The 12,847-nt window shown below is 41.1% G+C and carries 10 protein-coding genes; 3 read left to right on the plus strand and 7 right to left on the minus strand.

The window, feature by feature from the left end; all coding sequences use genetic code 11:
• Nucleotides 1-53: 53 nt before the first annotated feature.
• The gene (locus ACWQ4X_RS16585; protein ID WP_457904386.1) at nt 54-1,181 is read left to right on the plus strand and encodes an AraC family transcriptional regulator ligand-binding domain-containing protein; all 1,128 of its coding nucleotides are present in this window, start codon (nt 54-56) and stop codon (nt 1,179-1,181) included.
• A 96-nt stretch (nt 1,182-1,277) separates the two neighbouring features.
• Here ACWQ4X_RS16585 and purD read toward each other — a convergent pair whose 3' ends face one another.
• The 7 genes from purD to ACWQ4X_RS16620 form a co-directional block, all read right to left on the minus strand.
• Nucleotides 1,278-2,561 carry a phosphoribosylamine--glycine ligase gene (gene purD / locus ACWQ4X_RS16590; RefSeq protein ID WP_457904387.1) on the minus strand — a complete coding sequence of 428 codons (1,284 nt, stop codon included), beginning with the start codon at nt 2,559-2,561 and terminating at the stop codon, nt 1,278-1,280.
• A 126-nt stretch (nt 2,562-2,687) separates the two neighbouring features.
• A complete protein-coding gene (gene purH / locus ACWQ4X_RS16595; protein ID WP_161932323.1) occupies nt 2,688-4,262 on the minus strand; it encodes a bifunctional phosphoribosylaminoimidazolecarboxamide formyltransferase/IMP cyclohydrolase in 1,575 nt (524 codons plus the stop codon).
• A gap of 91 nt (nt 4,263-4,353) precedes the next feature.
• Complete coding sequence (gene fis / locus ACWQ4X_RS16600) at nt 4,354-4,623, minus strand: DNA-binding transcriptional regulator Fis (RefSeq protein WP_026470630.1); 270 nt, start codon at nt 4,621-4,623, stop codon at nt 4,354-4,356.
• Between the two features lie 391 nt (nt 4,624-5,014).
• A complete protein-coding gene (locus tag ACWQ4X_RS16605) occupies nt 5,015-5,896 on the minus strand; it encodes a DUF3426 domain-containing protein (protein ID WP_457904388.1) in 882 nt (293 codons plus the stop codon).
• A 19-nt stretch (nt 5,897-5,915) separates the two neighbouring features.
• A complete protein-coding gene (gene prmA / locus ACWQ4X_RS16610) occupies nt 5,916-6,818 on the minus strand; it encodes a 50S ribosomal protein L11 methyltransferase (RefSeq protein WP_142769010.1) in 903 nt (300 codons plus the stop codon).
• Between the two features lie 113 nt (nt 6,819-6,931).
• The gene (locus ACWQ4X_RS16615; protein ID WP_457904389.1) at nt 6,932-7,831 is read right to left on the minus strand and encodes a bile acid:sodium symporter family protein; all 900 of its coding nucleotides are present in this window, start codon (nt 7,829-7,831) and stop codon (nt 6,932-6,934) included.
• 834 nt (nt 7,832-8,665) lie between these two features.
• Nucleotides 8,666-9,010, minus strand: coding sequence for a hypothetical protein (locus tag ACWQ4X_RS16620; protein ID WP_142769008.1), 345 nt, complete (start codon nt 9,008-9,010; stop codon nt 8,666-8,668).
• Nucleotides 9,011-9,272: 262 nt separating this feature from the next.
• Between ACWQ4X_RS16620 and mnmG the strand changes: the two genes are divergently transcribed.
• Nucleotides 9,273-11,153 (plus strand): tRNA uridine-5-carboxymethylaminomethyl(34) synthesis enzyme MnmG, encoded by a 1,881-nt coding sequence (gene mnmG, locus ACWQ4X_RS16625; RefSeq protein WP_457904390.1) that lies wholly within the window; start codon nt 9,273-9,275, stop codon nt 11,151-11,153.
• A gap of 307 nt (nt 11,154-11,460) precedes the next feature.
• On the plus strand, nt 11,461-12,687 hold the full coding sequence (gene mhpT, locus ACWQ4X_RS16630) for a 3-(3-hydroxy-phenyl)propionate transporter MhpT (protein ID WP_457904391.1): 1,227 nt from the start codon (nt 11,461-11,463) through the stop codon (nt 12,685-12,687).
• Nucleotides 12,688-12,847: the final 160 nt, after the last annotated feature.

The following is a 12,847-nucleotide window of genomic DNA, read 5'->3' on the forward strand; positions in this document are numbered from 1 at the left end:
TAACTTGACTTAAGGAGTCTATTTTTTGACATATTGAGACAAGGATTGTTTGCATGATGTATGCAGATTCAATGGATTTTGCACAGAATAAAAAAGCGCATCAAGAGATAGTGCATAGCTCGGGATTGCGTGGTTATGTTGATGTCATGCAGCAGCTTGGCATAGACCCGAAGCCTTTATTGGATAAGCATGGAATTTCACTGGCGGATTTACAGGATGATAATATCTGGATTAAGCATTCATCTTTAGTTCAACTGCTAGAAGAAAGTTCGCAACGCGCGAATTGTCCCGATTTAGGTCTGCGTATTTCAGCACATCAAGATATCAGGATTTTAGGCGTCCTTGGGGTGATCATGCAGAGTGCGACTACATTCCGTGAACTGATTAAGTTTGCAACGGATCTTTTGTTTTTACATGGTCCAGCGCTGCAATTGCATATGAATGAACATGTGACCGATCCATTAGATTCAAATTCTGAGATTATTGAAATTAGTTTTGATATACAGCTCACCCAGTCCATAAATATTTTAAGTAAACGTCAGGCGCTCGATCTTGGCTTGGCTGTCTGTCATCGTGTTTTAAAATATTTAAGTGGTGAGCAATATCGCTTGCTCAAGGTGGCTGTGCCGCATCATCCAATTGCACCGCTGAATACCTATAGGCGGTTTTTCAATGCAGATGTCATGGAAGGGCAGAGCCGTGCTGCATTGTATCTACATAAAAGCATGCTCAATATTCAATTTAATAGTGCAGATCATGGGTTGCGTGAAATTGTTGATAGTTATCTTGAACAGAGTTTTCGCAGTCAACAAGGTTCAATTGTCGAGCGCGTACAGCATGCGATTCGGATTAATTTATCCAGCCCTAAAGCCAATAAAGTCGATGTTGCGAAGATGTTGGCAATGCACCCGAGAAGTTTACAACGAAGATTGAGTGAATCTGGAACCAGTTTTGATGAAATCAAGGATCAGTTAAGGCGACACCTTTTTTTGCAGTATCTGGTGGATTCTAAGGCAACCATGACACAGATTACCTCGGCACTCGGTTTTTCAGAACAATCTACTTTAAGTCGGGCGTGTAAGAAGTGGTTTGGTATGTCACCACGGCAGCTCAAAATCAAAGTTGAAAGTTCTCAGCCACTTGAAGCATTGAATCAAAATGAGATCAATTTTTTAAATTAAATTGGATGCTTATCTTTAGGTTTCATGTCCTTCAGTGCAGATCAAAAATAAAAAACCCCGCATTCAGCGGGGTTTTTTATTTAATCTAAATATAGATTACGCATTTTCACGTGCAATCGCGCGGTAACCAATATCTTTACGATATTGAACGCCGTCGAACGTTACTTTTTCACAAAGTTCTAAAGCCTTGGCTTGTGCTTCGCCAATGGTATTACCCAGTGCTGTCACACAAAGAACACGACCACCCGCAGTCACGATGTCACCATTTTCATTGGCTTTGGTGCCTGCATGGAATACTTTCGCATCAGTCATTTCAGTGTCTAGACCAGAAATCACATCGCCATTGCTAGACGTTTCTGGATAGCCTTTAGATGCCAGTACGATACCAACAGTTTTACGCTCATCCCATTCAGCCTCTGCAGGTAAATTACCTTCAAGACCTGCTTGAACCAAATCGACCAAAGATGATTTTAGACGCATCATGATCGGTTGAGTTTCAGGATCACCAAAACGGCAGTTGAACTCGATCACACGTGGTTGACCTTGTTCATCAATCATTAAGCCAGCATACAAGAAGCCTGTGTACACATGACCGTCTTTTTTCATGCCTTCCACGGTTGGACGCATGACTTCTGCCATTACACGTTCAAATACATCTGGTGTCACAACTGGAGCAGGGGAATAGGCACCCATACCGCCAGTGTTTGGACCTTGGTCACCTTCAAAGATACGTTTGTGATCTTGAGAAGTTGCCATTGGTAAAATGTTGTCGCCATCAATCATACAAATGAAAGAGGCTTCTTCACCAGCAAGGAATTGCTCGATCACAACACGTGAACCAGCATCACCAAACTTGTTACCTGCCAGCATGTCATCAATGGCAGCAAAAGCTTCTTCATTGCTCATTGCAACGATGACACCTTTACCTGCGGCTAGACCGTCAGCCTTAATCACAATTGGTGCACCATGTTCAGCAACATAGGCTTTCGCCGCATCAACTTCAGTGAATACATCGTAAAATGCAGTTGGAATGTTGTGGCGTTTTAAGAAGTGTTTAGCGAAGGCTTTAGAACCTTCTAACTGTGCAGCAAACTGAGTCGGACCCCAAATTTTAAGTCCAGCTTCGCGGCAAGCATCTACAACGCCATTTACCAATGGAGCTTCTGGGCCGACCACAATTAAATCCACCGAATTATTTTTGGCAAATTCAATAATTGCAGGGTTGTTTTGAATATCTAAAGCAACGTTTTCGCATTTATTTTCAGTTGCTGTACCTGCGTTACCTGGGGCAACGAATACTTTGGCAACTTTTTCATCTTGAGCGATTTTCCATGACAATGCATGTTCACGACCGCCGCTACCCAAAACTAAAATATTCATCGGTTCATACTCCATGAATCGAAATGACATAAAGTCTTCTGCTGAAATGCCGAAGACTTTATGCAAGATTTAGAAATCTGTTTTAAATGATACGAATGACCAAGTCATTATCGTCGAAATCCGAAATTAGTGACGGAAATGACGCATACCAGTGAAGACCATTGCAATGCCTGCTTCATCAGCTGCTGCAATTGTTTCTTCATCACGCATTGAACCACCTGGTTGGATAATGCATTTAATGCCCGCTTTCGCAGCATTATCAATACCATCACGGAATGGGAAGAATGCATCAGATGCCATAACTGCACCTTCAACCACTAAACCAGCATGTTCAGCTTTAATCGCTGCAATACGTGCTGAGTTTACGCGGCTCATTTGACCTGCGCCTACACCAATCGTTTGACGGTTTTTCGCATAAACAATCGCATTTGACTTCACATATTTTGCAACTTTCCATGCAAAAATCATGTCGTCAATTTCTTGTTCAGTCGGTGCACGCTTAGTCACAACTTTTAGATCATCTTTGGTGATCATGCCCAAGTCTTGGTCTTGAACCAATAAACCACCGTTGACACGTTTGTAGTCTAACTGTGGAGCGCGTTCATCAATCGCTGGTAATTCACCGCAAACCAATACGCGAACATTTTTCTTCGCGCCAGTCACTTCAAGTACGCCTTCAGCAATGCTTGGTGCAATGATGACTTCTACGAATTGACGATCCACAATCGCTTGTGCAGTTGCTACATCAAGTTCACGGTTGAATGCAATAATGCCACCGAATGCAGATTCAGGGTCGGTTGCATAAGCAAGATCGTAAGCAGCTTGAATGCCATCTAATGAAACAGCAACGCCACATGGGTTGGCATGTTTTACAATAACGCAGGCTGGTTTAGCAAAAGATTTTACACATTCAAGTGCAGCATCAGTGTCGGCGATGTTGTTATAAGATAACTCTTTACCTTGAAGCTGTTTTGCAGTTGAAACAGAGGCTTCAGTTGCAGCAGGGTCAACGTAGAACGCAGCCGCTTGATGCGGGTTTTCGCCATAACGTAAATCTTGTGCTTTATTGAGCTGTGTATTGAAGGTGCGGGCAAATTTGTCTGCTTCACCTTCAGCTTTGCCTACGCGAGCGCCAAGGTAAGAAGCAATCATGCCGTCGTATTGAGCAGTGTGTTCGAAAGCTTTTACTGCTAAATCAAAACGAGTTTCATAAGACAACGCGCCATTCGCTTTAAGCTCGGCAACAACAGTGTCATAGTCAGATGCATTTACAACAATACCAACAGACGCATGGTTTTTCGCAGCAGCACGAACCATTGTTGGACCACCGATGTCGATGTTCTCAATTGCATCTGCAAGTGAACAGTTCGGTTTAGCCACAGTTGCAGCAAATGGATAAAGGTTCACAACCACCAAGTCAATTGCGTCGATGTTGTGTTCAGCCATTACAGCTTCATCTAGACCACGACGAGCCAAGATACCGCCATGAATTTTCGGATGTAAAGTTTTTACACGACCATCCATCATTTCTGGGAAACCAGTGTGCTCTGAAACTTCTACAACTGCGATATTGTTGTCTTTAAGCAACTTATATGTACCGCCAGTTGATAAAATTTCTACCCCTAGAGCAGAAAGGTTTTGAGCGAACTCAACAATGCCAGTTTTATCGGAAACAGAGATTAACGCGCGTTTAATGGTCATGATCTTCGTCACAGTTATCAAGAATTAAAACAAAAAAAGCTAAAATAGCAGGTAAAAAAAATGCCCGCGGAAGCCGCAAGCATTTTATCATTTATTCACTCATTAAACCGTGAGTTTTCAACTTTTTACGTAAAGTACCACGGTTCAGTCCTAGGATCTCAGCAGCACGCGTTTGATTACCGCGTGTATACTCAAGAACTACAGATAAAAGAGGTTTCTCCATTTCTGCTAGCACCATGTCATATACCTGAGAAGGTTGCTCGCCTTGCAATTGAGCAAAGTAATGGCGAACTGCGCGATCTACGTGAATACGTAGAGCAACATCAGATTGTGCAGTAAAAATAGGAGATTTGCTATTCATGCGAATTAATCCGAAAAATCAGATACCACTTGGGTAAAGCGGTATATTAATGTTGTCTATAAAAATAAATGAACTCCGTTTTAGATCCTAAAACGAGGAGTTCTAAAACTCGTACATTTAGCTTGCCACAAATTAGCCATATTGATCAAAAAACATGCGTAACAATAATTTAATATTTGTTACTGATCAAAATCAAAACAAAAAATAGATACCCTACGCATTATCTGGAATAAAGCGCATTGGCAAAACTAGTAGTTGTTGTGAAATATAGCGAGGAGTTTGCAGCACAAAGCTTTCGTGGCGCGTATGATACCATTGTCTTAGAAAAAGTGAGCAAGAAAACTGCATTTTTTTTACTTTTTTTTTACTTTTTTTGTAGTTTTTTCTTTTTTTAAGGCCCAACGATTTCTAAACGATAGTCATTAAAGCTTTTTCGGTCGACTGGAAGCTCAAAATGAATTTTAAATGGTCTTTTCTGTGGAATACGTTGAATACCGACCAAGCTGTCCGCCAAATATTCATTTGGTTGCAGGTTGTAGCTGCCTGTTTCGACACCTTGATCTTTTAAAGTCACTTTAATTATTGGTAAAGGCAAGCTCTTGTCATGTGAATTGACCAATTCACCAGTAAATAGTGTCTCTTTTTTACCAATCCGTCTAACTTTGACTTTGTTGATGGCGAGTTGGCTATAGTTTGCTTGCAAGAATTCGCATTTAAATAATGCACAAGCTTGGTTAAAACTTGCTGCCAAAGCTGGACTGCTTCTTAAATAATGTGGATTAAACCAGAAGAATTGGAATAACAATAAAAGAATTAAAGCAACATTAATCATACCCCACATGACATAGTACGCAGGACTACGTGGTTTACGCTCAACATCTTTGTCTGCCAAGTTCAGCGCGGGGAAGTTGCCAATCGGGTCGGTACTAAAATAATTAAGGTTGTTTAAATAGGTTTTTAAATCAATATTGGAGTGTTCAATTTTGCGGTCAAAAATTTCGAGGAGCTGCTGACGATTCGATAAAGAATGTTCAAACGCAATAGTGGTCATTTGCGGACGAAAATCTTCGTTCTGAGTAGGCGCATCAAAATAATCTTCTGAAGAAGGATAGGTTGCAAGCTGACCGAAGGGTTGATTGACCAAATGCGTTAACGCATTAAACGTAGTGGAACACTTTGGGCAACAAACCATGCCCTGAGCAACAGTCAGTTGAGCCACGGAGACTCGATAAATTGTTAGACACTCAGGACAGCTGGTTTGCTTTTCACTCATAGTTCTTTAATTTAGATAGTTAGATTTTGTGGCGTTTGCCTGAGATACGGCACCAGTTTTCTTCACGTTTCTCAACGTCTAATATATCAAAAAACTCTGAGTAAATACTAGAAACATCAGCAACTTGCTCTTCAATTACGCCTGCAAGTGCGAACTCTGCCTCAGATTTGGTTAAAGTTGCAAACTCTGGTGCAAGTGCCATGAGTGGACCCGCTAAAATATTTGCTACCAAAACATCAGCTTTTTGGCTGCCGAAAGTTTCGTTAAATTCATCAGGTAATCCGACAAAGATCTTGTCGAGTACACCATTTAAATCGGCGTTTTGTTGAGTCGCCAAGACTGCTTGTGGGTCAATATCTGTTGCATACACTTTTTTCGCGCCTAAAAGTAAGGCTGCAACACCCAAAATGCCTGAACCACAACCGTAATCGATGACGATTTTATCTTTCAGGTCGGTCTTGCCAAGCCATTGTAAGCAAAGGAAAGTACTTGCGTGATTACCCGTACCAAATGCTAAACCTGGGTCAAGTTTAATATTAACTGCATCTGCTTCAGGTGGCTCTAACCATTCAGGGACAATCCAGAACTTCTCACCAATTTGAATTGGCTCGTAGTAATCCATCCAAGATCTTTCCCAAACTTGGTCTTCCAAGAATTCGCTGCGCATTGGTGCATCTGGCATTTGAGTACGAATGAAGGTTTCTAAAGCCGCAACATCAATTTCTTCATCTTCTTCTTGGGCATAGATGCCTGTCACAATAACTTTATTCCAAAGCGGTGTTTCGCCTGGAAGTGGCTCAAGTAAGTCTTGATTTTCAGCATCGTCCAAAGTCACGCTTACTGCGCCCAAAGAACTTAATAATGTTTCTGTAAAATCGACTTGTGCTTGATCAACAGTAATATGAATTTGTAACCACTTCACGGAGATAACCCAAACTTTGCTTTTCTAAAGCGCCCATTGTAGCGGAGTGCAGTCCAGACAGCTACTCTTTCATATAACTGTAAAAAAGGATGCCGAAGCATCCTGATTATTGATTAAGATTCGAGTTTCAGTGAGTTGCTGTTATGGGCAGGTGCGGTGGCACGATCAAATTTATTCAATAACATGCCGAAGCCAGCCGCGATGATGTACATGAAGAGTGAATACACGGCTGCTGGAATGGATACCGTAGTATTTTCCAAGACTGTTAGTGCAATGGTCATGGCTAATGTACCGTTATGGATGCCAATTTCAAAGGCACAGGCACGTGCTTGAGTGGTATGTACACCCATTAGACGCGGTACAAAATAACCAATCGTCAGGCTGATGATACAGAACAGGATGGTTGCCGCACCAATTTGCGCAAAATATTCCATGATGTGCGCGCGCTCTTTCATAAAGGCAGCGATGATAATCAGCACCAAGAATACCACGGCAAAGATACGGACAGGCTTGTTCATTTTATGGGTGAAATTCGGGGCAAAATGACGAATCAGCATGCCGATGCAGACGGGTACAATAATGATGCTAAACACCTGAATAATTTTGCTGAACTGTAAGCTGACTTGTTGTCCATCATTCATAAAATGATTGATGGAGAAATTGACAATTAATGGCAAGGTTATGGCAGCGAGTACAGAGTTAATCGCGGTGAGGGTAATATTTAAAGCAACATCGCCTTTAAATAAGTAGCTGAATAAGTTAGCAGTACTACCACCAGGTGAAGCTGCCAATAACATTAAACCGACTGCGAGCAGTGGGGGTAGAGCAAAGAGCTTACAGAGCAGGAAGGCAACACCGACCAGCAGAAAAAGTTGGCTGAACAATGAAATTAGTACAGCTTTGGGTTGTTGAGTGACACGTGCAAAATCTTTGGGGGTAAGTTCTAAACCCAAACCCATCATAACAATTGCCAAGGCTAATGGCAAAACAACGGTAATCAATCCAGCATCCATTCTTTATTCCTATTGTTTAATCAATTTAATTTTTAAAATCAGTCAAACTCGATCCTGAGTTTTTGTGATTGGGATTGTGTGCAATATTTTTGTGAGGGTCTTTCGCGCATAGCGATACACAATCCCTTTGATCATAATCAATTCAAATCAATTGCAAATGACATTTATGCACAGTGCTGTGTTGGAGAGGATGCGGATATTTATTTTGCGATTTTTAAGCGTTATTGTGATGAATGACACGCTTGCTTAAATGCTTCATTTTCATGGAAGCTCGCGCCACAGCTATAAGTAATTACTTTTTAATAATTAATGGAGAATATTTTAGTTTGCTCAGATTTGAAGCGTTGCAACTTGGTAATGTGTCATATCAAGATAAGGCATCCACATTTAAATTTAGCAAGTGCAAATTGTGCTCAAAATAACAGTAAAACGTGACCGAACGGTACTCAAATTGATCTGGTGCCTATTTTTACTGACGTTAAGGAAAAGTAAAAGGGAGAGCAGGCATTTAGAGTTTTATCGAATATCAAAATCATTTTTCAATCTTGCCCATCAATAGACTACGTTGAGAAGCTCTTCGAATAGAGTCATTCACCATAAAAAGCTTTTCCTTTAAGATGGAGCTAAAAGAGTGAATGCGGCTTAAATATAGTTTCTATTTATCACTTGTGATTGTTTTATTTGAATAAAAAAGATTTCACATTAGTGTTAATTAGTAAGCCTCATTTTTAGAGTTGTTGAATTTCGGATGGTGTTATTAACACAAAATAGAAATGGTCAAAGGCGTACAACCGATGACCACTTTGTGGAGGATAACTTTGGAATATGTGGTGTTTATTTAGGATGGGGTGGGGTAAAGCCAAGTGCACATTTCCCTTTCACTTCCATACCATTGATCATGACAGATTTGGTTGCCATATCCATTTGACATGCGGTCATTAATTCGGTTTCATTGCCTTTGACGGCTTTATTCATACTAAAAAACTGTGGCTCACAGGTACCATTCCAAATAATTCCGCGGTAGGCAAAACTCACCCAAGTACCTTGAGACTTACCTTTACAGAGTTGCATGTATTTTTGGGCGTTGTAGGTAGTTTCAACTTTATCATTTGCTTGGGTTGCAAATGGCGCGAGACATAAACCGCAGAGAACAGCAGAGAGTAGAATATTCTTATTCATGATGCGTACCTTGTTCCTTTGTTTCTAATGTCATTAATTAATAGGATAAAAAATAGACAAAATAAAACAGTGTAAATCAGGTAAAAAGTGCAGAGAATTTGTGTTTAATTGCTTAATTGATAGACAATTCAATAGTGTTTATGTAGTGATATGCAACATTGAAGATGGAATGTTTAAAAATAAAATTGACTAGCTTTGTCAACTTATCCAGCAAAATTTGATATAATGTTCTGTCATTCTTTTTACATCTCTCTATACCACTATGCATTATCCTAAAGTTTACGATGTCATTGTTATCGGTGGCGGTCACGCAGGTACGGAAGCAGCGCTTGCTGCGGCGCGTATGGGTCGACAGACTTTACTCTTGACTCATAACATTGAGACTTTAGGGCAGATGAGCTGTAACCCAGCCATTGGTGGTATTGGTAAATCACACCTCGTTCGTGAAATTGATGCCTTAGGCGGTGCGATGGCACTGGCTGCCGATAAAGGTGGTATTCAGTTTCGTATTCTGAACTCACGTAAAGGCGCAGCAGTACGTGCAACACGTGCGCAGGCTGACCGTGTGCGTTATAAAGCTGCAATTCGTGAGACTTTAGAAAACCAAGCCAATTTGGATATTTTCCAGCAAGCGGCTGATGACCTGATTGTAGAAGGCGATACCGTTAAAGGTGTAGTAACACAAATGGGTATTCGCTTTGATGCGAAAACGGTTGTACTGACTACAGGCACATTCTTGGGCGGCGTGATTCACGTTGGTTTGGAAAAATCGAGCGGTGGTCGTGCTGGTGATCCTCCTTCTATTGCGCTTGCAGCACGTTTACGTGAATTAAACCTTCCTGTTGGTCGTTTAAAAACGGGTACTCCACCACGTATTGATGCACGTTTAGTAGACTTCTCTGTGATGACACCACAACCGGGTGATTTCCCATCTCCAGTGATGTCGTTCATGGGTGACGCGTCTATGCACCCAGAACAAGTGAACTGCTACATCACACATACCAATGAAAAAACCCATGACATTATTCGTGGCGGTTTAGACCGTTCACCAATGTACACTGGTGTAATTGAAGGGGTTGGTCCACGTTACTGCCCATCGATTGAAGATAAAATTCACCGTTTCTCAGACAAAGATTCGCATCAAGTTTTCTTAGAGCCAGAAGGTTTGGATACACACGAATTATATCCAAACGGTATTTCGACCTCTTTACCATTTGACGTGCAATTTGAATTGGTACGTTCAATTCGTGGTATGGAAAATGCGCATATTTTGCGTCCTGGTTATGCGATTGAATATGATTACTTCAACCCGCAAGCACTTAAATTTACTTTAGAAACCAAGGCTATTAACAACCTGTATTTCGCAGGTCAGATTAATGGTACGACGGGTTATGAAGAAGCGGGTGCACAGGGTCTATTGGCAGGTCTGAATGCTGCACGTCGTGCATGGGATCAAGAACAATGGACGCCAAAACGTGATGAAGCCTATATGGGCGTATTGGTTGACGACTTGATTACATTGGGTACAAAAGAACCGTACCGTATGTTTACCTCACGTGCGGAATACCGTTTGATGTTGCGTGAAGACAATGCGGATCAACGTTTAACGCCAGTGGGTCGTGAAATGGGCTTGGTGGATGACGTTCGTTGGGCAGCTTACTGTGAAAAAATGGAAGCGGTTGAAACAGAAACAGGTCGTTTACAGCATTTATGGGCCGCACCAAACAACCCAATGGGTAAAAAGTTTGTTGAAATGACAGGTGCTGACTTGTCGAAAGAATGTAGCGCAATTGACCTGTTGAAACGTCCAAATATTTCATTTGCTCAAATTGCAGAATTGACTGGTTCTGAAGTGTCACCACAAGTGGGCGACCAAATTGAAATTGCGGTGAAATACGAAGGTTATATTAACCGTCAGCATGAAGATGTCGCGCAAATGAAGCGTTTGGAAGAAACCAAAATTCCAGCCGATTTTAACTACGATGTGGTTTCAGGTCTTTCACGTGAAATTACCTTAAAGCTGAAAGATGTACGTCCAGATACTTTAGCACAAGCAAGCCGTATTCCTGGTGTGACACCAGCAGCAGTGCAGTTGGTGATGATTACGATTCGTAAGAATGCACAAACCAAGAAATCTGCTTAAGCTAATTTGATTTGTAAAAACCCGCTTGAGAGCGGGTTTTTTTTGCAAAAATGAGGATTATCATTTTTAGTAATGGCATGATAGCGAATAGCTTTCCATTTTTTATCTATATGAAAAATAATAATTTTAATAATATTTAATCGCTTAAAACTATTGAGAAATAAGCTTTTAGCTCTTAATTTGTTTAAGCTGCTTGGCACAAACAAATTAAACCCGACCATTGTCGTGCTATTTCTCGCCAGTAATCCCTTTCAAAATAGCCCCACAAGTTTTAGCCAACTTGCAAACTATTGAATGGAGATCAATTATGGCTCAAACAAACACGGGAAAAATGCAGAAATTCCTCACCGTTTTTTTGTGTTTCTGGGTGGCATTTTTTGAAGGCTTTGACCTACAAGCACCTGGTATTGCAGCAAAAGGAATCGCAGCAACCTTTGGATTAGATCAAGTACAAATGGGGTATGTGTTCAGCCTTGGTGTATTTGGCATGCTGTTTGGTGCATTCTTTGGTGGACGCGTTGCAGATTTTTTAGGGCAAAAGAAAGTCCTGATGCTCTCGATTGCGATTTTTGGGGTGTTTTTTAGCATCAGTGCGGTCGCACCGAATGTAGAGGTTTTATATCTTGCGCGTTTTTTCACGGGGCTGGGTTTAGGTGCTGCTATGCCGACCATGATTTCAGTGGTGGGTGATGAAGCAACTGAAGCCAACCGCGGCAAATTAAACAGTTTGATGTATTGTGGTTTGCCTGTCGGGGCAATTTTTGTAGCAGGGTTGGCGATTTATTTTAAAGATATTCCATGGCAAACCCTGTTCCTGATCGGTGGAATAACGCCATTGGTTCTGATTCCCTTCATGGCATTTATTTTAAAAGATAAGCCTAAGCCAGTAGCACTTTCAGCGCAAACGGACGCTACGCCTGTGCCTGCAATGATAGAAGTATTATTTCAACAGCAAAAATTTAAACAAACTTTACCGCTCTGGGTCAGCTTCTTTTTTACCTTAATGGTGAACTATATTTTAATTAGCTGGTTACCCAACTTACTGATGGAACAAGGCTTAGAAAAGCAACAAGCATTTTTAGTCATGCTGGTATTCCAAGTGGGTGCAGTAATAGGAACGTTGGGCTTTGGATTTTTGTTAGACCGTCTAAAATTATGGCAAATGGCAGCCATTATCTATACAGGTTTGTTTATCGCCATATTATTACTGTTTACCAGTAAGGTCGCGACGGTATTAATTATTGCAGGGGTGTTGGGTGGTATTTTTTCTACGGGTGGTCAATCGATCCTTTACGGTATTTCTCCAATCTTTTACTCAGGCTCTGGTAAAGTGACTGGGGTGGGGAGTGCCATTTCTTTAGGCCGGTTAGGGGCAATGACGGGACCATTGCTAACAGGTAAAATTCTGGCATTAGGTTTAGGAACTACAGGCATCTTGCTGGCAAGTGCACCGGGGATTGTGCTTTCAGCGATTGCGGTCACTTCGTTATCGCGTTTTAAAGCTAAACAAGAGCAGAATGAAAGCGTGGGATAAAACCGTAGCTATAAAATAAAAGCACAGGTGTGATGATTTGCACTTGTGCTTTTTATATTGGATTTGCTCATTAGACGATAACTAAAAACTTATAGCATTGTATTTATAAATTTATAAGAATGAGCCACAGTCTCAAAAAGTGAGAAATATCAACTTTTTT

The organism is Acinetobacter sp. NigerLNRRAM0016 (assembly GCF_054112845.1).

What these genes read in the sequence shown, in the direction of transcription:
- fis (WP_026470630.1), bottom strand. Translation starts at nt 4,623, where the DNA reads ATGAATAGCAAATCTCCTATTTTTACTGCACAATCTGATGTTGCTCTA.
- purH (WP_161932323.1), bottom strand. Translation starts at nt 4,262, where the DNA reads ATGACCATTAAACGCGCGTTAATCTCTGTTTCCGATAAAACTGGCATT.
- ACWQ4X_RS16605 (WP_457904388.1), bottom strand. Translation starts at nt 5,896, where the DNA reads ATGAGTGAAAAGCAAACCAGCTGTCCTGAGTGTCTAACAATTTATCGA.
- ACWQ4X_RS16615 (WP_457904389.1), bottom strand. Translation starts at nt 7,831, where the DNA reads ATGGATGCTGGATTGATTACCGTTGTTTTGCCATTAGCCTTGGCAATT.
- mnmG (WP_457904390.1), top strand. Translation starts at nt 9,273, where the DNA reads ATGCATTATCCTAAAGTTTACGATGTCATTGTTATCGGTGGCGGTCAC.
- ACWQ4X_RS16585 (WP_457904386.1), top strand. Translation starts at nt 54, where the DNA reads ATGATGTATGCAGATTCAATGGATTTTGCACAGAATAAAAAAGCGCAT.
- ACWQ4X_RS16620 (WP_142769008.1), bottom strand. Translation starts at nt 9,010, where the DNA reads ATGAATAAGAATATTCTACTCTCTGCTGTTCTCTGCGGTTTATGTCTC.
- mhpT (WP_457904391.1), top strand. Translation starts at nt 11,461, where the DNA reads ATGGCTCAAACAAACACGGGAAAAATGCAGAAATTCCTCACCGTTTTT.
- purD (WP_457904387.1), bottom strand. Translation starts at nt 2,561, where the DNA reads ATGAATATTTTAGTTTTGGGTAGCGGCGGTCGTGAACATGCATTGTCA.